The following is a 22,945-nucleotide window of genomic DNA, read 5'->3' on the forward strand; positions in this document are numbered from 1 at the left end:
CGACCGTGGCCCCTGTCCCTCACCGGTGTGAGGGACAGGGGCCACGGTCTTGCCCGGGTGCTCGGTACCTCACTTCAACGTGGGGAACCGCCGCAGCTTGGGGCTCAGGGTGGTGCCGACCGCGACGACGGCCAGGCAGGCGCAGCAGATCAACAGACTGCGCCGGCTGCTCCCGCCCGACATCAGCAGCCCGCCCGCGAGCGGGCCGACCGCGCCGGCGCCGCCCGCGAACAGCCCGACCACACCGCTGAGTCGGCCGCGCAGCTCGTCGGGGGCGACCGTCAGCTGGTAGGTCATGACCGTGGTGAACGCGGTGGGGATCAGGAAGGCGATCCCGCCGAGCACCACACCGGTCGGCACCCCGGCCGGTACCAGGGCCAGCAGCAGCGTCAGCGCCGCCGCGGTCCAGGGGAAGCCCAGGATGACGGCGGGCGCGGGCAGGGCGGCGTGCAGTCGGCCCGCGACCGCGGCGCCCAGCAGGCCGCCGATGCCGAACCCGGTCATCATCACGCCCAGTTGGCCGGGGGCCAGGTCGCCCTCGCCGGACCTCGCCAGCACGATGATGATCAGCGCGGAGATGACCAGCTCGCAGCCCATCAGCCAGACCAGCGTCGGCCGGATCACCGGGTGCCCCAGCACCCACCGGAACCCGTCGGCGAGCAGGCCCGCCTTCTCGGGCTCCTCCGCGCTCTCGGACTCCCCCGCCGGCACCGGCCGCGGAAGGCGGAGGAAGCAGAGCACCACGCAGGACGCCACCAGCAGCCCGACGGCGACCGCGAACGGCGCCATCCGGTCGACGGCGAACAGGAAGCCCGCGCCCGCCGGGCCCAGCAGCGTGGCGATGTAGCGGCGCGCGGTGTTGCGCGCCACCGCCTGCGACAGCTGCTCCTCGGGGACGACCTGCGGCAGCGCGGCGTGCTCCGCCGGGTCGAAGGCCGCGCCCAGCAGCCCCTCCGCCACCGCGACCGCGAGCAGGTGCGCCAGGGAGAAGTGGCCGGCGTACAGGGCGATCGCCAGACTCGCCATCGCCACCGCCCGGGCGCACTGGCACACCAGCATGACCCGCTTGCGGTCGAAGCGGTCCACCAGCACGCCCGCCGGGACGTTGGCCGCCATGTGCGCGGCCGCGATGACGGCGGAGACGGCCCCCATCCGGGCCGCGGAGCCGGTCGCCGCCAGCACCGTCAGCGGGAACGCGATCAGGCAGAGCTGGCTGACCAGTTCGGACACCAGCTGGCTGCCCCACAGCACGTGGTAGTTCCGGTTCCGCGACAGCGGCGGCAGCGCCGCCGCCGTCACGGAACCGGTGTTCAGCTCGACGGTCATCCGGCCGTCGTCCCGGTGCGCCCGAGCAGCCGGCCCGCGAGCTGGAGCGCCGTGACCCGGCCCGTCCCGGGGTCGCGGACGAACCGGCCGGTGCCCGGCACCCCGCCGCCGCCTCCGGTGGTGAACCTCAGGTCGGCGTAGCAGGTCAGGGTGGAGCGCGGCCCGTGGCCGACGGACAGGGTGAGCCCGTCGGGGCCCGCCTCGACCAGGCAGTCCCAGTCGCCGTTGGCGTACCCGCCCGCGCACTCGGCCGGGCCGGCGACGGGCGCTCCCGGGTCGGTGAGCTCCCGCAGCGAGTGGTTGGCCACCGGGAGCCCGGCGGCGCCGAGTTCGGCGAGCAGGTCCTCCCAGAGCCCGGCCCCGGTGCCGGCGTTGGTGGTGAGCGCCACCGCCGTCCCGGTCGCCGGGTCGAAGCGCAGGTGGGACCAGGTGCCGTCACCGCTGCCGTCGTGCCCGTGCCAGTCCCCGCCGGTGCCGCGGAAGACGGCCCAGCCGAGCCCCCAGCCGTCGGCGAGGCCGAACGGCCCGACGGCGAGCCCGCCGGTCAGGTCGCGGAGCATCGCCTCGGCGGCCGCCGGGTCGAGCACCGCGGACGCGGTCCGGTGGTGCACGCCGGCCAGCCGCACCAGGTCGGCCGCGCTGGCCGCCAGGCCCGCGGCGGGGTCGTCGATCGGGGTGAAGGACTGCTCGGGCACGGTCAGGAGAGCACCGTCCTGCGCCCCGCTGCCCTGGAGCACGTGGCCCTGGGCCACCGGCCGCTCCCCCGGCTGCCCGTTGGAGGCGGCCGTGATCCCGAGCGGGCTCAGCAGCAGCGACTCCACGGCCGTCCGCCAGTCCGTGCCGGTCAGCACCTCGATCAGCCGGCCCGCGAGCACGTAGCCGAGGTCGGAGTACGAGAAGGCGGTGCCCGGCTGGTGCAGCACGGCGCTCTCGCCGCAGTGCTTCTCGACCCAGGTGCGCCGGTCGGCGCTCGGCACCCGCTCCTCGATCGCGGCGACCAGCCCACCGGTGTGGCTGAGGGCCTGGCGCGCCGTCACCCGGCCGACCGGGCCGGCCGCGGAGAGCTCGGGCAGGTAGGCGCCGATCGGGGCGTCGAGGTCGAGCCGCCCGTCGGCCGCCAGCTGCTGCACGAGCAGCGCGGTCACCGGCTTGGTGAGGGAGGCGATGGGGAACGCGGTGTCGGTGGTGACGGGCAGGCCGCTCCCGGCCACCCGCTCCCCCGTCTCGACGGTGAGCAGACGGCCGTCGTGGCGCACGGCGAGCTGCGCGCCCGGCACTCGGTGCGCACGCGCCAGCTCGGCGAGCCGGGCGGCCAGGAACTCGCCGCTGAGGGCAGGCGCCCCGGCGTATCCGGGCGCCTCGGTCCGCGCCGGCCGCCCGGCGACGGGCTGCTCGGCGGCAACGGGCTCCGTGGCACGGGGCTCCGTGACGGCCGGCGAGACAGCAGTCGGCTCGGCGACCGCCGCCAGGCGCTCGATGGTCGGGTGCGCGAACAGGTCCTTCGGCACCAGGTGCCAGCCGGCCCGCCGGGCGCGGTAGACCACCTGGACGCTCAGCACCGAGTTCCCGCCGAGGTCGAAGAAGTCGCCGGTCACGTCGATGGTGTCGACCGGGCGGCCGAGCACGTCCGCCCAGATCGCGGCCAGCGCGGCCTCCGTCGCGTCACGCGGGGCGACCCGGGGCGCGTCGGTGTCGGCCACCGTGCCCGGGGCGGGCAGCGCCCGCCGGTCGACCTTGCCGCTGGGCGTCAGCGGGAAGGCGTCCAGCTCCACGAAGAACGCGGGCACCATGTACGCCGGCAGCTGCCGCGCCAGGTGCGCCTTCAGCTCCGCGGCTGCCACGCCGGGAGAACCGGCCGGCACGAAGTAGGCCGCCAACTGCCTGTCGCCGGGCCGGTCCTCGCGCGCCACCACGACGGCCGAGCCGACCTCGGGGTGGCCGTCCAGCACCGTCTCGATCTCGCCGAGCTCGATCCGGAAGCCGCGGATCTTGACCTGGTCGTCGGCGCGGCCGACGAACTCCAGGACACCGTCGGCCTTCCAGCGGACCACGTCGCCGGTGCGGTACATCCGCTCCCCGGCCGGCCCGTAGGGGTCGGCGACGAAGCGGCCGGCGGTCAGGTCGGGGCGGTTGGCGTAGCCGCGCGCCACGCCGTCACCGGCGATGTACAGCTCGCCCGGCACGCCGGGCGGGACCGGCTGGAGGCCGGCGTCGAGCACGTACACCCGGGTGTTGGCGATCGGCCGGCCGATCGGCGGCGCACCGGTGGCGCCGCGGGTCAGCTCGGCGGCGGTCGACCAGATCGTGGTCTCGGTCGGCCCGTACACGTTGGTCACCGACGGCGATCCGGCGGTCAGCGCCTCGGCCAGCTCGGTGGGCAGCGCCTCGCCGCCGACGAGCACCCGGATGCGGGCGAGCACGTCCGGGGCGCCCTCGGCCACGCCGCGCCACAGGCTCGGCGTCGCCTGGACGACCGTGACGCCCTCGGCGTCGACGACCCGGCGCAGCTCCTCCGGGTCGTGCACCAGCTCCTTGTCCCCCAGCACCACGGCCGCACCGCTGACCAGCGGCACGAACAGCTCCAGGTGCGCGATGTCGAACCCGACGGTCGTCACGGCCAGCAGCCGGTCCGCGGGGGTCATCGCGGTGCGCTCCCGCATGTCCAGCACGAAGTTGCGCAGGTTGCCGCGGGTGACCACGACGCCCTTGGGCTTGCCGGTGGAGCCGGAGGTGTAGAGCGTGTAGGCCGCGTTGTCGGGGCTCGACGCCGCGGCCGGTTCCGGCCTGGTCGCCGGGCGGGCCGCCAGCGCGGCGATCACCTCGGGGTCGGTGAGCGCGAGGGCGGGAGTGCCCTCGGGCAGGTCGAGGACGGCCGTCTCGCCGGTCAGGGCCAGCACCGGCGCCGCGTCCTGCACCATGAAGGCCAGGCGTTCGCGCGGGTGGTCCAGGTCCAGCGGCAGGTAGGCCGCGCCCGTCTTGAGCACCGCCAGCATGGCCACCAGCAGGTCGGGCGTGCGCGGGCAGGCCAGGGCGACGATCTGTTCGGGGCGCAGCCCGTGCGCCAGCAGGTGGTGGGCGAGGCGGTTGGCGCGGGCGTCCAGTTCGGCGTAGCTGAGCCTGGTGTCCCCGTGCACGAGGGCGGTGCCCTCCGGGGTGGCCGCGGCCTGCTGTTCGAACAGCTCGATGGTGGTGGCCTGGCCGGTCTCGCGGCCGGTGGCGTTCCACTCGTCCAGCAGGACGGTCCGCTCGGCGGCGGGCAGCAGCGGCAGCCGGGCGATCGGGGCTTCCGCGTGGTCGGCGAAGGCGTCCAGCAGGGTGGCCAGGCGGTCGGCGATCCGCTCCACGGTGTCCGCGTCGAACAGGCGCGGGTCGTAGCCGAGGCGCAGGTGCAGTTCGTCGGTGGTGTAGGCGGTGAGGGTGAGCGCGTAGTTGGTCTCCTCCGCGCCGTTGCTCTCGCGCACCACGAGGCCGTGCCGGGCGGGCGCGTCGCGGTCGTACGGGAAGCTCTCGAAGATGACGATGCTGTCGAACAGGTCCGAGTCGCGCGGCACTTCGCTCCAGCCGCGCACCTGGGCCAGCGACACGTGCTCGAACTGGCGGGTCTCGACCTGCTCGTCCTGCATCCGCCGCAGCCAGGACACCAGGTCGAGGCCGCTGTCCACGGTGGTCCGCACCGGCAGGGTGTTGATGAACAGGCCGACGATCTCGTCCGCGCCCGCGAGTTCGGCGGGCCGGCCGGAGACCGTCGCGCCGAAGCAGACGTCGTGCTCGCCGCTGTGCCGCGCGAGCAGCAGTGCCCAGGCTCCCTGCACCACGCTGTTCACCGTCAGGCGGGCGCCCTTGGCGAACTCGTAGAGCCGGCGGGAGCGTTCGGCGGGCAGCCGCAGGTTGACGTCGCGCGAGGAGCGCGCGCCGTGCGCGGTGGAGGGCACCCGGTCGTACGGCAGCGGGGTGGCCGCCGCGAAGCCCGCCATGGTGCGGCGCCAGTGCGCCTCGGCGGCGGCGTCGTCCTGTTCGGCCAGCCACTGGACGTAGTCCCGGTAGGGGCGGCGCGGCTTGGGCGCCGGGGTGGGCGCGCCGCCGAGCGCGGCGTGCTCCTCGAACACCTGGTTCAGCGCGTCGGCGAAGCTCCAGCCGTCCAGCAGCAGGTGGTGGGTGGACCAGTAGACCTGGACGCTGTCCGCCGACAGCCGGGCGATGGTCAGCCGCATCAGCGGCGCCTCGGCGAGGTCGACCTCCAGCGCGGGCAGGCTCTCCCACAGCTCCTGCGCGCGGGCCTGCTGCTCCTGCGCGGACAGGCCGCTCCAGTCCAGGTGGGTCACGGGCAGCCGGACGTCGCGGCGGACGACCTGCAGCGGGACGTCCACGTCGGCCCCGACCACGGCGGTGCGCAGGATCGGGGTGCGGTCGACCACGCGCTGGAAGGCCTCGGCGAGGCGCTGCGGATCGGCGACGCCGTCCAGCACGGCGCCGAAGTGCGTGAGGTAGACGTCGCCGTCGCCGCCGAGCGAGTGGAACAGCATGCCGCTCTGCATCGGGGTGAGCGGGTAGACGTCCTCGACCGAGCGGCCGTCGCCGGCGATCCGGTCCACCGCGGCCTGGTCCAGCCCGGCCAGCGGGAAGTCCGACGGGGTGCACCCGCCGGCGCCGGGCCGGGCGCAGTGCTCGACGATCTGCTCCAGCGCCGCGAGGAAGGCCTCGGCGAGCCGGGCGACCGTCTCCTCGTGGTGGACGTTGCCGGAGTACTCCCAGCCGAACTCCAGCTCGCCGTCGCGGACCATGCCGGTGACCTCGATCAGGCACTGCCGGGCCTGCTCGGGGCTGCGGTCGGGCACGCCCGGGTTCTCGCACCAGCCGCGGACGAGGCCTTCCTCGCCGCTGCCGGCGTCGAAGCGGCCGTGGTAGTTGAAGCCGACCTGGCACTGCCGGCCCCGGCCCAGGGCGCCGGCCTCGCCGAGGTAGCGCAGGGCGCCGTAGCCCAGACCGCGGGAGGGCACGGTGCGCAGCTGCTCCTTGACGGACTTCAGGGTGGCGCCCCAGTCGTCGCCCTCGGGCAGCTCCAGCGCCACCGGGAACACGGTGGTGAACCAGCCGACGGTGCGCGAGAGGTCGACGTCGTCGAACAGGTCCTCGCGTCCGTGGCCCTCCAGCTCGACCGGCACGGTGCCGCCGGCCCAGTCGCGCAGCACCCGGGCGAGGGCGCTCAGCAGCACGTCGTTGACCTGCGTGCGGTACGCCTCCGGCACCTTGCGCAGCAGGGCGTCGGTGCGTTCGGCGCTCAGGCGCCGGGTCAGGGTCCGGGCGGAGCCGGCGGTGTTGTCGCCCTGGAGGTCGACCGGCAGTGCGGCCGCGGTCGCGGTGGCCTTCTCGACGCCGGTCCAGTACTCCAGTTCGGTGTCGAAGCCGCCGTCGGCCACCAGGGCGGTGAGGCGCTGCGACCAGTCCCGGAAGGAGGTGGACTTGGGGCCCAGGTCGATCTTCCGGCCGAGGGCGGCCTGCCGGTGCCCGGTGTCCAGGTCGGCCATGATGACCCGCCAGGAGACGGCGTCCACGACGTAGTGGTGGGCGGCCATGAACAGGCGGGGGGCCCGGCCGGCGCCGAGGGTGAAGAGCACGCCCCGGAACAGCGGGCCGGTGCGGATGTCGAAGCCGGTCTGCACGGCGGTGACCGCCGCGCGCAGCGCCTCGTCCCGGGCGGTGTCGTCGAGGCCGGACAGGTCGACGACGTCCAGCGGGGCGTTGTCGGCCGTGGTGGCCTCGGCGGCGTCGTTGCGCTGGCGCCACACCCCGCCGACCCGTTCGGCCCTGATCCGCAGGATGTCGTGGTGGTCGAGCACGGCGGCGAAGGCGGCGCTCAGCGCGGCGGCGTCGACCTCGGGGTCCAGTTCGAGGAACAGGGACTGGTTGAAGTGGCCGGGTGCGTCGGGGAACTCCTCGAAGTACCAGTGCTGGACGGGCGTCAGCGGCACCGGGCCGACCACCGGGCCCTGTTCGGCGTCGGGCGAGGTCAGCACGGTGACCTCGCCGGCCAGTTCGGCGATGGTCTGGCGCAGGAACATCTGCTTGGTGGTCAGCCGCAGGTTGGCGCGCCGGGCGAGCGAGACCACCTGGAGGCTGAGGATGGAGTCGCCGCCGAGGTTGAAGAAGTTGTCCTCGACGCCGATCCGGTCGGGCTCCACGCCCAGGACCTTCGCCCAGACGTCGACCAGCACGGTCTCCACCGGCGTGCGCGGGGCGACGCGCTGGGAGGGGTCGGCCTCGGGCTCGGCCACCTCGGGCAGGGCGCGCCGGTCCAGGGTGCCGTTCGGGGTCATCGGGAGCTCGTCCAGGACCATGATGGCCGAGGGGACGGCCTGGCTCGGCAGGTTGCCGGCCAGGAAGGCGCGCAGGTCGGCGAGGTCGGGCGCGCTGTCGCCGGCGGGCACCACGTAGCCGAACAGCCGGGTGTGGCCGCCCTCGACCCGCCGGGCGACGGCCGCGGCGGTGGCGACCCCGGGGTGGCGGGCCAGCGCGGTCTCCACCTCGCCGAGCTCCACCCGGAAGCCGCGGATCTTGACCTGGTCGTCGGCGCGGCCGAGGTACTCCAGGTTGCCGTCACCGCGCCAGCGCACCACGTCGCCGGTGCGGTAGAACCGGCCGGTGCCGGGGCCGCGGACGTCGAGCGGGAACCGCTCGGCGCTCAACTCGGGCCGGTCCCAGTAGCCCTGGGCGATGCCGCCGCCGCCGATGTAGAGCTCGCCGGGCACCCCGATCGGCACCGGGCGCAGCAGCTCGTCCACGACGTACACGGTGGTGTTGACCATCGGCTTGCCGATCGGGACGATCGGCGAGGGCTCGACCGGGTCCCCGCGCAGCGCGAAGACGGTGGAGTCGACGGTCGTCTCGGTCGCGCCGTAGGCGTTGACCGTCAGGGTGTCGGGGCCGACGTGTTCGAGCAGGTCGGCGGCGTCGCCGGCCAGCCAGCCCTCGGCGCCCAGGGAGAGCAGCCGCACCGACTCCAGGCCGCCACCGCCGCGCCAGGCCAGCTCGGTGCTGATGGCCCGGGCCAGCGAGGGGGTGGTGGCCAGGATCTCGGGCCGGATCTCGGCGATCAGGTCGGCGAGCGCGGGCGGGTCGGTGACCACCTCGGCGGGGCAGACCACCATTTCGCCGCCGAAGAGCGCGGAGAACAGGAAGTCGCCGAGGAACAGGTCGACGCCGAAGCTGGCGACGCACAGCGCGCGGCCGCGGATCTCGTCCAGGCCGTACTGGGCGTTCCAGGCCCGCAGGATGTGGTGCACGTTGCGGTGGTTGATCTTCACGCCCTTGGGCTTGCCCGTGGTGCCCGAGGTGTAGATCACGTAGATCAGGTCGTCCACGGCGACGCCGGATTCGGGCGCCGTGTCGGGCAGGGCGTCGATCACCGCGCGGTCGCGGTCGAGGAGGACCGTGGTCGCCTCGTGCCCGGCGACCCGGTCGGCCACCGAGGTCTGGGTGACGACCACCTGTGCGGCGGCGTCCTCCAGCATCATGCTGATCCGCTGGGCCGGGTAGTCCGGGTCGAGCGGGACGAACGCGGCGCCGGACTTCATCACGCCGAGCAGGGCGACCATCGCGTCCACGTCGCGCTCGACGCAGACGCCGACCAGCGTGCCCGGGCCGACGCCCAGACCGATCAGGTGGTGCGCGAGCTGGTTGGCCCGGGCGGCCAGCCCGGCGAAGGTCAGCTCCCGGCCGGCGCAGCTGACCGCGACGGCGTCGGGGGTGAGCGCGGCCTGCTCGTCGTACAGCTCGTGCACGCACCGGGAGGGGCCGTACTCGACGGTGGGGCCGTTCCACTCGGTGTTCAGCAGGTGCAGTTCGGCGTCGGGGAGCATCTGCAGGTCGCGCATCGGGACGTCCGGCCGGGCGGCGACGGCGTCGAGCAGGGTCACCAGGTGGCCGCTCATCCGCTCGATCGTCGCCGGGTCGAACAGGTCGGTGCTGTACTCGATGTAGCCGGTGAGCGCGCCGTCCTGCTCGAAGAAGTCGAGCGAGACGTCCAGCTTGGCCACGTGCAGCGGCGGGTCGACCTCGGTGACCCGCAGGCCCGGCAGTTCGGTCTTCGCCTCCAGCGCGTTCTGCAGGTTGACCATGACCTGTACCAGGGGCGGGCGGCTCGGGTCGCGCTCGGGGCGCAGGAGGTCGACCAGCCGCTGGAACGGCACCTCCTCGTTGGCGAAGGCGTCGAGCACGGTGGAGCGGACGTCGCCGAGGAAGTCGGTGAAGGAGCGGGCCTCGTCCACCTGCGAGCGCAGCACCACGGTGTTGCTGAAGTAGCCGATGAGGCGCTCCAGTTCGACCCGGCCGCGACCCGCGGTGACCGAGCCCACCGCGATGTCCTGCTGCCCCGAGTAGCGGGCGAACATCAGCTGGCTCGCGGCCACCAGGGTCATGAACAGCGTGGCGCCGCTGCGCGAGGCGAGCTCGGTCAGCCGCCGGGTCAGCTCCGCGGGCACGGTGATCCCGTGGATCGCGCCGGCCGAGCCGAGCACCGGCGGCCGCGGCCGGTCCGAGGGCAGCTCCACCGGCGAGAGCCCGGCCAACTGCTTGCGCCAGTAGTCGAGTTGACCGGCCACCTCGGGCCCGGCCAGCCGCTCCTGCTGCCAGGCCGCGTAGTCGGCGTACTGCACCGGGAGCTCCGACAGGTCGGCCTGCTCGCCGCGCACCCGCGCCGCGTACCCGGCGTTGAGCTCGTCCACCAGGAGCCCGATGGACCAGCCGTCGCCGATGATGTGGTGCAGGCCGAGCACCAGCACGTGCTCGTCCGCGGCCAGGCGCACCAGCGAGACCCGGAACAGCGGACCGCGGCGCAGGTCGAACGGGGTGGACGCCTCGCGCTCCAGGCAGCGGGCGAGTTCGGCGGCGCGCTCGGGCTCCGGCAGGCCGGCGAGGTCGACGACCTCGACCGGCACCCGACCGGGCTCGTGCACCACCTGGGTGCCGCGGCCCTCGACCTCGCCGATGGTGGTGCGCAGCGCCTCGTGCCGGGCGACCACGGCGTCCAGGGCCGCGCGCAGCGCCTCGACGTCCAGGTCGCCGGTCAACCGCAGCACCCGCGGCGCGTTGTACTCGACGCTGCCCGGGTTGAGCTCGGCCAGGAACCACAGCCCCTGCTGGCTCGCCGACAGCGGCAGCGCGCCGTCCCGGGGCACCGGGGCGATCGAGGCGTCCTCCTCGGGAACGGACTCGGCCTCACCGGCGAGCTGGCGCAGGAGGAGCTCCCGCAGATGGTCGGGCAGCGCCGACAGCTGGTCCTTCGCGGCGGATGGCAGTTCCATGCTGTTCTCTTCTCTCACTTTCAGAAGCTCGGGTCCGACGCGTTCAGGACTGGGCTGCGGCCATCTCCAGCACCTTGGCCAGGATCCGGTCGCGGATGGTGGTGGCCAGGGCGGCGACCGTCAGCCCCTCGAAGAGGTCCCGGGGGGTGACCTCGACGCCGAAGGCGGTGCGCATCCGGGCGACGATGCGCAGGCTGTTGAGGGAGTCCCCGCCGAGGGCGAAGAAGTCGTCCTCGACGCCGACCCGTTCGATGCCCAGCACCTCGGACCAGATCCGGACCAGCGCCTCCTCGGTCGGGTCCTTCGGGGCGACGTACGCGGCGTCGGCGCCGTCCTGGCGGCTCGGCGCGGGCAGCGCGGAGCGGTCGAGCTTGCCGTTGTGGTTGAGCGGCATCCGCTCCAGCAGGACGATCGCGGCCGGGATCATGTAGTCGGGCAGCGTGCCGCCGAGGTGGCGGCGCAGCTCCTCCGCGGTCGGCGCCGGCGCCCCGGGCCGGGCCACGAAGTAGGCGACGAGCCGCTTGTTGCCCTTGTCGTCCGGCCAGACCGTCACCGCGGCCTCGGCCACCGCGTCGTGCCGCAGCAGCACGCTCTCGATCTCGCCGGGCTCCACCCGGAACCCGCGGATCTTGACCTGGTGGTCGGTGCGGCCGACGAACTCCAGCATGCCGTCGGGGCGCAGGCGCACCACGTCGCCGGTGCGGTACAGCCGGGATCCGGCCGGGCCGAACGGGTCGGCGACGAAGCGCTCGGCGGTCTTGGCCGGGTTGGCGACGTACCCGCGTGCCAGGCCCACGCCGCCGACGTACAGCTCGCCGGGCACCCCGATCGGCACCGGGGAGAGCCGGTCGTCGAGCACGTACACCCGGGTGTTGGCGAGCGGCGCGCCCAGCGGGACGTTGCGGTAGCCCGCGCCCTGCTCGACCTCGAAGAGGCTGACCGTCACGCCGGCCTCGGTCGGCCCGTAGTTGTTGATCACCCGGTGGTCGCGGGCCCACGCCTCGGCGACCTCGGGCACGACCACGTCGCCGCCGACCCGGACGGTGTCCATCCCGGGCAGCGAGTCCGGGTCGAGGGAGGACAGCACGGTGATCGGGATGGACGCGGTGGTGACCCTGCCCGCGAGCATGTGCTCGACCAGGTAGGCGCCGTTGCGCGCGACGTCCGGGGCCGGCACCACCATCGTGCCGCCGGCGGCCCAGGTGGTGAACAGGTCCTGTACTCCGGTGTCGAAGCTCATCGAGCACAGCTGGAACACCCGGCTGTCCGGGGTGAGCCCGTACGGCCCGACCACCGCGGTCACGGTGTTGTAGAGCGAACGGTGCTCGACCGCCACGCCCTTGGGCCGGCCGGTGGAGCCGGAGGTGTAGACGACGTAGGCGAGGTCGCGGGGGCTGCCCGCCGCCTTGGGGTCGGTCTCCGGGTACTCGGCGATGGCCGGCCAGTCGCGGTCCAGGAAGACCAGGTCCGCGTCGGTCTGCGGGAACCGGCTGATGCTGCGCTCGTGGGCCAGCACCACCGGGGGGCGGGTCTCGGCCAGTGTGAAGCCCAGCCGCTCCTCCGGGTAGTCCGGGTCCAGCGGCACGTACGCGCCGCCGGCCTTGAGGATGCCGAGGATGGCGACGAACAGGTCCAGGCTGCGCTCGGTCGCGATGCCCACCAGCACGTCGCTGCCGACGCCGCGCTCGATCAGGAAGTGGGCCAGCTGGTTCGCCCTGGCGTCCAGGTCGGCGTAGGTCAGCCGCTGGTCGTCGAGTTCCACCGCGACCGCGTCCGGGCGCAACTGCGCCTGCGCCTCGACCAGTTCGTGCATCCGGTGCTCGATGGAGCGGTCCTCGGCGGCGCCCGCCGCCCCGCCCACGAGCACCCGGTGCTCGGCGGCCGAGAGCGCCGGCAGCTCGCCGACGGTGCGCCCCGGCTCGCCGGCGAAGGCCTCCAGCAGGGTCCGCAGGTAGTCGGCCATCCGGCGCACGGTGTCGGCCTCGAACAGCGCCGGGTCGAAGTGCAGCCGCACGGTGATCCGGTCGCCGGGGAGCACCACGACGCCCAGCGCGGCGCCCGAGCCGGTCTCGGTGTCGAAGTGGCTGAGCTCCAGTCCGTGCGCGCTGAACGCCCGCTCGTCGAACGGGTAGTTCTCGAAGACGATGATGCTGTCGAACAGGTTGTCGCCGGCGGACAGGCCGCTCCACGACTGCGCCTGGGTCAGCGACACGGTCTCGAAGTCGCGGGCGCGGGCCTGCTCGGCCTGCAGCGCGGCCAGCCAGGCCACCAGGTCCTGGTCGCGGTCCACGTGCACCAGCACCGGCAGGGTGTTGACCAGCATGCCGACGATGGAGTCGACGCCCGCCAGGTCCGGGGTGCGGCCGGAGACCGTGCCGCCGAAGCAGACCTCCTGGCTCCCGCTGTAGCGCGACAGCAGCAGCGCCCACGCGCCCTGCAGCAGCGTGCTCGGGGTCAGCTTGGTGCGCTTGGCCATGTCCACGAGCCGGGCGGACAGTTCGGCGGCGATGTCCACCTCGACCATCCCGGTCGCACGCGGCCGGTACTCCGGCGCGGTCGGACGGTCGTAGGGCAGCCGGGTCGGCGCGTCGAACCCGCCGAGCACGCCCCGCCAGTGCGCCTCCGCGGCGGCCTGGTCCTGCCCGTCCAGCCAGTGCAGGTAGTCCCGGAACGGCACCCGGGGCTGCGGCTGCGGGCCCTCGCCGTCGCGCAGCCGGGCGTACTCGGCGGCGACCTCGGTGAGCAGTTCGGCGCCGCTCCAGCCGTCCATCACGATGTGGTGCATCGACCACAGCACCCGGACGCTGCTGTCGCCGAGCCGGATGATCGCGACCCTGGCCAGCGGCGCGGCGGCGAAGTCCACGCCGGCCGCCCGGTCGGCGGCGCGCAGCGCCTCCCAGCGCTCCTGCCGGTCGGCCTCCGCCAGTTCCCGCCAGTCGTGCACGGTGACGGGCAGGGTGGCCGCGGCGCGCACCACCTGCACCGGGCTGCTGACGTCCTCCCAGACCACGGCGGTGCGCAGGATGGGCAGCCGGTCGGCCGCCTGCTGCCAGGCCCGGGCGAGCAGGTCCGGGTCCTCGACGTGGTCGAGCACCAGGTCGAACTGGATCAGGTGCAGACCGGTGTCGCCGGTCATCAGCGCGTCGAAGAGCATCCCGCTCTGCATCGGGGTCAGCGGGTAGACGTCCTCGACGGCCCCGCCGGCGGCCAGGCGCTCGGTCTCGGCGTCGGTGAGCTGCACCAGCGGACGCTCCGCCGGGGCCGCGCCGGCTGCACCGGCCGCGTCCTCGGTACGGACCGCGACCTGGGCCAACTCCTCGACGGTCGGGGTGAGGAACAGGTCCTTGGCGGTCAGCCGGATGCCGTGGGCGCGGGCCCGGGAGACGACCTTGATGGCCAGGATGGAGTCGCCGCCGAACTCGAAGAAGTTGTCGGTGACGCCCACCCGCTCGACGCCGAACACCTCGGCCCACAGCCGGGCCAGCAGCCGCTCGGTGTCCGTGCGCGGCTCGACGTGCTCCGCGGCGGTCGGCAGCTCGATCTGCGGCTCGGGCAGCGCGCGGCGGTCGACCTTGCCGCTGTTGTTCAGCGGCAGCGCGTCCATGGTGACGAACCAGGACGGCACCTCGTAGCTGGGCAGCCGCGCTGCCAGCGCCTCCCGCCAGGCCTCCGGGTCGGCCTCCCGGCCGCGCTGCGCCACCACGTAGGCGACCAGGTGCTTGGCACCGCGCGCCTCGTGCACGACGACGGCGGCGTCGGTGACGTCCTCCAGCGAGGTGAGCGCGGCCTCGATCTCGCCGATCTCGATCCGGAAGCCGCGGATCTTGACCTGGTTGTCGGCCCGGCGCAGGTAGTCCATCGAGCCGTCGGCGCGCCGGCGCACGACGTCGCCGGTGCGGTAGAGCCGCTGCCCGGTCCCGAAGGGGTCGGCGACGAAGCGCTCGGAGGTCAGCGCCGCCCGGCCGAAGTAGCCGCGCGCCAGGCCGTCGCCGGCGACGTACAGCTCGCCGGGCGCGCCGACCGGGACGGGGCGCAGCCACGCGTCGAGGACGTAGAGCCGGGTGTTGTCCAGCGGCGGGCCGATCGGCACGACGCGGGCGCGCACCTGCTCCAGGGACAGCTCGTGGAACTGGGTGTAGGTGGTGGCCTCGGTCGGCCCGTAGGCGTTGATGACCACGGTGCCGGGGCAGTGCGTGATGACCCGCTCCAGCGCCTCCGGCGAGGGCGCCTCGCCGCCGGTGATCACGGTGGCCGCGCCGGCGAAGCAGTCGGGGGCCTCCTCGGCGAACAGGCGCAGCAGCGCGGAGGTGAGGAAGACCGCCGTCACCCCGTGCTCGGTGATCAGTTCGCGGACCAGGGCCGGGGTCGGCTCCTCGGTGGCGATGACCATCTCGCCGCCGGTCAGCAGCGGCACCCACAGCTCGTAGGTGGAGGCGTCGAAGGCGTGCGGGGAGTGGAAGACGATGCGCCGGTGCGCCGCCTCGCGCCAGCGGCGGTCCCAGGCCAGGGCCACCACGTCGGAGTGGGTGATCGCGACGCCCTTCGGCGTGCCGGTGGAGCCCGAGGTGAACATGATGTAGGCGAGCTGCCGGGCGTCCGGCTCCACCTCGGGGTCGTGGGCGGGCCGGCCTTCGGTGGTGGCCGGGTCGTCCACCACGAGCAGCGGGACCTCGGCCGCGGCGGCCCTGGCCGCCATCGCCCGGTCCGTCAGCAGCAGTTCGGCGCCGACGTCGGTCAGGACGAAGCGGACGCGGTCCTCGGGGTAGGCGGCGTGCAGCGGGACGTAGACGCCGCCGGCCTTCAGCACGGCCAGGATGGAGACGACCGCGTGCACCGAGCGGTCCAGCAGCAGGCCGACCCGGGACTCGGTGGTGACGCCCTCGGCGAGCAGGCGGTGGGCGAGTCGGTTGGCCCGCTCGTTCAACTCGGCGTAGCTGAGCCGCTGGTCGCCGAAGAGCACGGCCGGCTGGTCCGGGGTGAGCCGCACCCGCTCGGCGAAGACGTCCGTCAGGCTGCGGTGCGCGGGGAACTCGTGGGTGGTGTCGTTCCAGTCGACGAGCAGGCGGCGCAGCTCGGCCTCGGGGGCCAGCGCCAGCTCGCCCAGCGGCCGGCCCGGCCGGTCCACCACGCCCGTCAGCAGGGTGTGGAAGGCCTCGGCGAACCGCTCGACGGTGGCGGGCTCCAGCACCTCGGGGTGGTGGTCGACGCACACCTCCAGTGCGCCGTCGGTCTCGGCGAACCGCAGCACCAGGTCGGCGACGGCGTACTCGCCGGGCAGTGCGGCGCCCGCCGCGGCGGAGGCCTCGCCGAGGAGGCGCTCGAACGGGAGCGCGCCGTCGACGGTGGTCCGCAGGACGACGGACGCGCCGTCGTCCCCGGTGGCGCGACCGCGCACGACGGCGGTCACCTCGTCCTCGCCCGCGTACACGGCGGACAGCACCTGGCCGGCGGCGGCCAGCGCGCCGAACAGCGTGCCGCCGGCCGACTCGGCGAGCTGCCGAAGGCCCTGCGTGAGCGCGCTGTCGAGCGTCAAGCGGTGTGTCGCGGTGGCCTCGGCGGGCGTCGCCGGCCGTGGGCGGTCCACCGGGAAGCGGGTCACCGCGTGCTCGACGGCCTGGTCCGACGCCGGCCCTGCTGCCAGGAACCCTTCGTGGGTCACGTGCGGTCTCCCCCTCGGTCTGCGCATCGCTGACACGGCGGAGGCCGTGCCTGGTCGCCCAGTCTCCCCAGAGGGGAGGCGGCCCAGCCACACACTTGACGGAAGAGCGAAGAAGGGCGGTCAGCAGGCGTTTTGCCGGCTACCGATCTTGTGGGGGCGATCCGGGGCGCGGGCCGGGAAGCGGCGTGGGAGGTGGCCCGGAACCGGGCCCGGGAACGCCGAGGGCGCCGTCGGTCCTCCGGCGGCGCCCTCGCCTGCGGGGTCGGCGGCCTCAGCCGCCCGCGGGTCGGCTCACTCGCGTCCGCCGATCGCGTCGACCGGCGCCGGCCGCATGGCGAACCGGGTGGCCATCGCGATCGAGCCCCAGGAGAGCGCGACGGTGATCGCCACGATCACGACGAGACCGAGGACGGACACGCTGGGCACGGGCGACTTGGTCAGGCCCTCGCTCATGCCGATCAGCGGCGGGGCCGTGGCCAGCAGGCCGAACAGCAGCGCCGAGAAGGTCACGATCCTGGCCTCGCCGTTCATCATCGAGCGGATCTGGTCCGGCTTGGCGCCGATGAGCTGCAGCATCGCGAACTCGCGGACCCGCGCCGCCGTCGACATCACCAGGGTGTTCACCACGGCGATGGCGATGTAGCCCAGCAGCACGGTCTGGAACAACAGGTTGAGCGCCCAGTCGCCGGATCCGCCCGATCCGGGCGCGCTCTGGAACGCGTCCTGGTCGCCGACCTTGACGGTCGGGTAGCGGTCGAGCGCGCTGCGCAGTGCGCCGTCGAACGCCTTCTTGTCGGTCCCGTCCGCGGCCTTGACCAGCACCGCGGCGTCGACCCGGGCGGTGGTGTGGGCGACGACGAGGTCGTTGGGCAGGGTGACGTCCCCGAAGCCGAGGCCGCGCTCGTAGGTGGCCACCACCTTCGGCTTGACCACGGTGCCGTCGCCGAGCCGCAGGTCGACCGTCTTCCCGATCTTCGCCTTGACGGTCTCCGCGACGACCCGGCTCAACGCCACGGTCTCGCCCTGGAGTTGGGCGGTGTCGCCGTCGATCGTCTGCAGGTCCATGGTGTCCGAGAGCCGGTCGGGCGTGACGCCCTGGGCGGCGTACACCTTGGTGGCGGTGCTGTCCTCGGACGGGAAGGTCAGCAGCACCTGCATCCGCGCGACCGGGGTCACCACGGAGACGCCGGGCACCCCGCGCACCGCGTCCACGACCTCCGGGGAGACCCCGGCGCCGGAGGAGGCGGTCAGCACGTGGTCGGCGCGCAGGCCGGCCTCCATCTGCTCCTGGGAGGCCGCGATCGTCGTGGAGGCGCCGAAGACCTGCACGGCGGCCAGGGTCACCCCCATGGCGAGCGGGGTGGCGGCGGTGCTGAGGCGCCGGGAGTTGGCCCGGGCGTTGGCCTGGGCGAGGAAGCCGTGCGCCGTGGACTGCCGGTTCAGGCGCTTGCCGAACACCGCGATGGCGCCGCGGAACAGCAGCGGTCCGATGCAGCCCACCGAGACGACGAACAGCAGGACCGCACTCGCCGCGGTGTCGGCGGCCGAATCGCCCGACACCGCCACGTTGTTGAGGGTCAGCAGCAGACCGAGCGGGATGAGCAGCACACCGATGGCCAGCCGGACCCAGCCGAGCTTCTTGGGTTCGATGGCGGCGTCGCCCAGCGCCTCGACCGGGCTGACCTTGGCCACCCGGCGCGCGACCATCCAGCCGCCGAGCCGGGCGCTGACCATGCAGAGCACCAGCGAGGCGAGGAACGGCACCCAGCCGATCTCCATCCGGAAGTCCGGGGGCATCGCGTCCGCGAGGATGAACACCTCGCGCATCCCGAAGGCGAGGACGATGCCGGGGATCATGCCGACCACGGCGCCCGCCAGCGACACCAGGGTCATCTCGGCGCCGATCATCCAGTGGATCTGCTTGGGCGTCGCGCCGATGGCGCGCAGCAGGGCCAGTTCGCGCCGGCGCTGCTGCACCGAGAGCGCGAGGGTGCTCGCCACCACGAAGACCACGATCAGCACCATGGTGCCGCCGAAGGAGGCGGAGGACTCGACCACCAGGCTGCGGGCGTCGCCCACGTCCAGGAACTCCACGTCGCCGCGTTCGGCGCCGGTGTGGGCCACCAGGCCCGGGACGGCGGCCGTGATCCGCTTGGCCAACTCCCCCGCGCCGACGCCGGAGGCGGCGCTCACGCCGATGGCGTCCACCCGGTCGGGTCGCCCGGACAGCTTGCGCGCCTGCTCGTCGGTGAGGAAGACCGCGGACTGCCGGGCCAGGCCGCCCGCGGGCGGCTCGGCGATGCCCACCACGCGGTAGGAGGAGGCGATCGAGCCGACCACGAGGCGCACCGTCGCACCGGGCGACAGGTGGGCGCGCGCGGCGAGGTCGGCGTCGAGCACGACCTCGTCGGCCGCGGAGGGCGCCTTGCCCGTGCCGACCGTGAACGGCCCGAGCGCCGCGCCGGACCAACCGTGCCCGAACACCGGGAAGCCGTCCGGGCCGCCCACCGTGTGGCCGTCCTGGGTGACCACGCTGACCTGGACGTCGATGTCGCCGACGGCGGACTGGACGCCGGGCACCGCGGCGACGGCGGCCACCTTGTCGGCGGGCAGGGTGACGCGCTCGCTGTAGCGGACCTCGGAGCTCTCGTCCAGCCAGTACGACTGCTCGGCGCTGAGGACCACCGTCGTGCCCGAGTAACGCTCGGGCGTCACACCGGTGCTGAGCCCGGACATCAGGAGGATCCCGCAGGCGGTGATGACCGCCGAGCCCGCGGCGATCGCGACGAAGGAGCCGACGAAACCGCCCTTGCGCCCCTTGATCGTGCTCCACGCCAGCGACAGGTCCTTGCGGTACGGCACCACGAGGCGGACCAGTCGCCGAATGAACCGGATCACCACTCGCCCAGGTGCGTCATGCGGGACGCGACCTGCTCCGGGGTGGGCCGGTGCAGCTCGCCCGCGAGCTTGCCGTCGGCCAGGAAGACGACCGAGTCGGCGTGCGAGGCGGCCACCGGGTCGTGGGTGACCATCAGCACCGTCTGCCCCATGTAGTCGACGACGTGGCGCAGCAGTTCCAGGACCTGCTTGCTGGAGCGGGAGTCCAGCGCTCCGGTCGGCTCGTCCGCGACCACCGCGTCCGGGTGGGTGATCAGCGCGCGGGCGACCGCGACGCGCTGCTGCTGTCCGCCGGAGAGTTCGGCCGGCCGCCGCTTGAGGTGTTCGCCGAGGCCGACGGCGGTGAGGACCTCGCGCAGGAACGCGTGGTCGATCTTCTTGTCCGCGAGCCGCAGCGGCAGCGTGACGTTCTCCTCCACCGTCAGCGAGCCGAGCAGGTTGTAGGCCTGGAAGATGAAGCCGATCCGCTCCCGGCGCACCTCGGTGAGCTGGACCTCGTCGAGCTTGGACAGCTCGACGTCGCCGAGCCAGACCGCGCCCGAGGTCGGCCGGTCCAGGCCGGCCGCGCAGTTGAGGAAGGTGCTCTTGCCGGAACCGGACGGTCCCATGACGGCGGTGAAGGTGCCGCGGTGCAGTTCGATGCTCACCGCATCCAACGCCTGCACCGGGCTTTTATCCGATCCGTAGACCTTGGACACCGAATCTAAGCGGATCGACCAGTCAGTGGGTGTGGCTTGGGATGCAGAACGAGACATGTCAGGGAGCCTACCCAGATCTCGCGGCGGGCCGCCACCTGTCCTCCGATCAAGGGAATTTCTCAGAAACTCCTTGCAGGAATTGTGAATTCGGGCGTGTGCGGCGCTGCGCCGTGAATGATTCCGACACCAAATCGCCCCGACCCGTCCCGGTCGGTGCCGGGACGGGTCGGGGCGGATGGGACGGCCGGAATCAGCGGAACGCGAATCCGAGCAGGTCGAGTCCGGGTGCGGTGGTGATGGGCTCCGGGACCAGGTTGTCCTTGTGGACGAACCGCCGGAGGTAGCCGGCGCCTTCGGTGCCGCCGGAGCCCTCCATTCCGGGCAGGTAGCGGCGGCCGAACCCGTAGTGCCGGCCGCGCCAGGTCAGCAGCGTGCGCTCGACCTCGGCGAAGCCCTCGGTCAGCGCCGGAACGCCGGCCTCCAGCACCGCGTCGCGCAGCGGACGCACCGAGCGCAGCGGCGGCACGGTCAGCTCGTAGAGGTGGTCGAACTTCGTGTAGGCCTCGACCTTGCGCGCGTCGTAGCCGTAGATGACCAGTTCCATCATGTGGTAGTTCAGCGACTGGACGGCGCTGGCCTCGCCCGTGGCGTCGCGGAACACCAGGAACAGCTCGGGGGTGAGCGTCTTCAGCACGTGGAAGATGTGGTTGGGCAGTTCCGCGTACTGGGTGAGCTGCGCCATCAGCGCCTTCGCCAGTTCGTCGTCGCGCCCGATCGCCATCCGCGCCCGCACGGTGAAGTAGCGGATCAGGTAGAAGGCCAACTCGCAGGCCTGCACCGCGCGCAGGAACATGTGCTCGTGGTGGTCGCCGGAGGCGAGGAAGCCGGAGCAGCGGGTCAGGACGGACGCCTGCCATCGCGCCAGGTCGTCGTCGCGCGAGCGGTCGATGATCTCGCCGCCCGTGGTGTCGCCGCCGGTCTCCACCCGCAACTGCCGGACGTGCTCGCGCAGGACGTCCAGCCGTCGTAAGCGCTCCTCGGTGTTGTCGGCCTCGGTGAGCCGCGGCGCGGCCCGGCGCTCGACCGCGTCCAGGTCGGCCAGGGTGGCCTCCAGGGCGAGCACCGCGCCGGCCACCGGCTCGGTCGGGTGCAGGTCGAGGAACCACGAGTAGACGTGCAGGTTGGCGTAGCGGTAGTACTGCGGGATGGGCTCCCGGCTGAACGAGCGGGTCAGCAGCCGCATCACCTCGCTCGCGCAACTCTGCTCGGAGTAGGCCTCTTCGTAGAGCTTGGTCAGCAGGTCGCGCTCACCCGCGGTCAGCGCCTCGCGGCCCGCCCTCTCCTGGATCTGTGCGACCTCGTCGCATCGTCCCGGAAATTGCAAGGTCGCCGGTGCGGTTTCCATCTGTCCTCCAGGGCTGCGGTCGGGACCTCGGGTCGTCGCCGACCCGTGGCACGAGGTTTCACCTCTTGTGGCCGATGACCAGTTGCTTGTCCTGCGTGGACCGGTGCACCTCGCAGTCGACGAAGCCGGCGGCCTCCAGCAGGCCGATGAACTCCGCCGAGGTGCGGTGCCGGCCCTTGGCCTCGACGTGCATCGACAGGTTCATCACCGCGGTGGGCAGCGGGCCGCGGCGGTCGTCGTCGAACAGGCGGTCCATGATCAGGACCCGCCCGCCGTCGGAGCAGGCGCGGTACGCCTTCTGCAGCAGTTCCAGGCCGGTTTCGTCCGTCCAGCCGGACAGGATGTAGCCGAACGCGACGCAGTCGGTCGCGGGGAACTCGTCGCGGTGGAAGTCGCCCGCGGCGAAGTCCAGTCGGCCCTGCAGGCCGAACTTCTCGACGGTGTCGGCCACGTAGGGCTCCACCTCGGGCAGCTCGTACACGGTGGCGCGCAGACCGGGGGTCGCCTCCAGCGCGGCCACGCAGAACGGGCCGCTCGCGCCGCCGACGTCCACCAGGTGCCCGACCTGGTCCAGCCCGGCCATCGGCACCAGTTCGCGGGACACGTCGTACGTGAGCTCCCACATGGCGGCCAGGAACTCCTCGGTGAGCTTCGGAGTCTTGTACATCACCTCGAACGGGGCCGGCAGGGCGGCGTCCACGGCCGACTTCCCGTCCGTCAGGTACCCGTCCAGGTGCGGCAGTCGGCCGATGGTGCTGCCCATCACGTGGCTGAGGAAGCCGCCGACGGAGCGCGGGCTCCGGGGGTCCAGGTAGGGCGCCATCTCCGGCGTGACCAGGTAGGCGCCGTCCTCGTTCCGGTCGATGACGCCGAAGGAGTCGAGGAGGACCAGCAGCCGGTCGAGGGTCTCCCCGTCGAGCCCGAGCTTGTCGGCGATCTCGGCGGTGGGTGCCGCCTGGTCCACCAGGAACCCGAACACGCCGTGCTTGTCCGCCAGATGGATGGCAGTGGTCGCGTACACGCCGTAGACGGCCTTTTCCAACGCGCTGGGCAGCATCAGTCAGTTCTCCACATCGCTCTTTCCGTTTCCGCGAGACGAAGCTAGGGGCGGCCCGCGAGGGCCCTCAAGCAAGTTGCCTTGTCGTTCAAGGAGCCGTGCCGGGCGTAACCTGCACCGGACGGACGGATGCGCACAGCGACGGAGTCGGGACGGAACGCTTACGACAGCCGCGACTGCTTGTCAAGATCGTGGCAGCGTGATCATCGTTACGTACTGGAGTCGTCACTTCCGCCTTATTGTTTTGATAAGTGGTGGTCAACTGGGGCCGCCACTTGGGGGGCCGACTCGAATCGGCTTGGGAACGTGACCACAGTTCTGCGGGGTTCTCCCGCGAACTTCTACCGTCGAGCGCGTGCCGTAGCTCGGGGGATCGTGGTGGCGAGCCGAGACGTCGACCCGCCAGATTTGACGTGTGTGGGAGACGGGGACTTGAGAATCCACTTCACGGTTGACGACCTCGCGCAATTAAGTATGATTGCAAGTTTAGGGCCTGTCGTAGAAAGCGCATTCGCGCTCAAACAGTTCGGCAGGCAGGGAAACGCCGGCTTCCACGGCTGGCGCAAGAGCGTACGAGAGCAGCTGGGCACCCGGGTCGCCGAG

The 22,945-nt window shown here is 73.1% G+C and carries 7 protein-coding genes; all 7 read right to left on the reverse strand.

The features are described from left to right. Positions 1-69 precede the first annotated feature (69 nt). The 7 genes from CRP52_RS02865 to CRP52_RS02895 all read right to left on the reverse strand — a co-directional run bounded on the left by CRP52_RS02865 (position 70) and on the right by CRP52_RS02895 (position 22,342). On the reverse strand, positions 70-1,326 hold the full coding sequence (locus tag CRP52_RS02865; protein ID WP_097234923.1) for an MFS transporter: 1,257 nt from the start codon (positions 1,324-1,326) through the stop codon (positions 70-72). Then, a complete protein-coding gene (locus tag CRP52_RS02870) occupies positions 1,323-10,625 on the reverse strand; it encodes a non-ribosomal peptide synthetase (RefSeq protein WP_097234924.1) in 9,303 nt (3,100 codons plus the stop codon). Before CRP52_RS02870 ends, CRP52_RS02865 begins: the two co-directional genes overlap by 4 nt. A 43-nt stretch (positions 10,626-10,668) precedes the next feature. Then, the gene (locus CRP52_RS02875; RefSeq protein ID WP_097234925.1) at positions 10,669-16,284 is read right to left on the reverse strand and encodes a non-ribosomal peptide synthetase; all 5,616 of its coding nucleotides are present in this window, start codon (positions 16,282-16,284) and stop codon (positions 10,669-10,671) included. A 291-nt stretch (positions 16,285-16,575) separates the two neighbouring features. Further along, positions 16,576-19,182 carry an ABC transporter permease gene (locus tag CRP52_RS02880; protein WP_218893060.1) on the reverse strand — a complete coding sequence of 869 codons (2,607 nt, stop codon included), beginning with the start codon at positions 19,180-19,182 and terminating at the stop codon, positions 16,576-16,578. Next, positions 19,179-19,937 carry an ABC transporter ATP-binding protein gene (locus CRP52_RS02885; RefSeq protein ID WP_097234927.1) on the reverse strand — a complete coding sequence of 253 codons (759 nt, stop codon included), beginning with the start codon at positions 19,935-19,937 and terminating at the stop codon, positions 19,179-19,181. Before CRP52_RS02885 ends, CRP52_RS02880 begins: the two co-directional genes overlap by 4 nt. Before the next feature lie 193 nt (positions 19,938-20,130). Beyond that, entirely contained in the window at positions 20,131-21,285 is a 1,155-nt protein-coding gene (locus CRP52_RS02890) for a tryptophan 2,3-dioxygenase family protein (RefSeq protein ID WP_097234928.1), read from the reverse strand. Positions 21,286-21,343: 58 nt separating this feature from the next. Beyond that, positions 21,344-22,342 (reverse strand): methyltransferase, encoded by a 999-nt coding sequence (locus CRP52_RS02895; RefSeq protein ID WP_097234929.1) that lies wholly within the window; start codon positions 22,340-22,342, stop codon positions 21,344-21,346. Positions 22,343-22,945 lie beyond the last annotated feature (603 nt).

It is taken from the genome of Streptomyces sp. 1331.2 (genome assembly GCF_900199205.1).
GTDB lineage: Bacteria > Actinomycetota > Actinomycetes > Streptomycetales > Streptomycetaceae > Kitasatospora.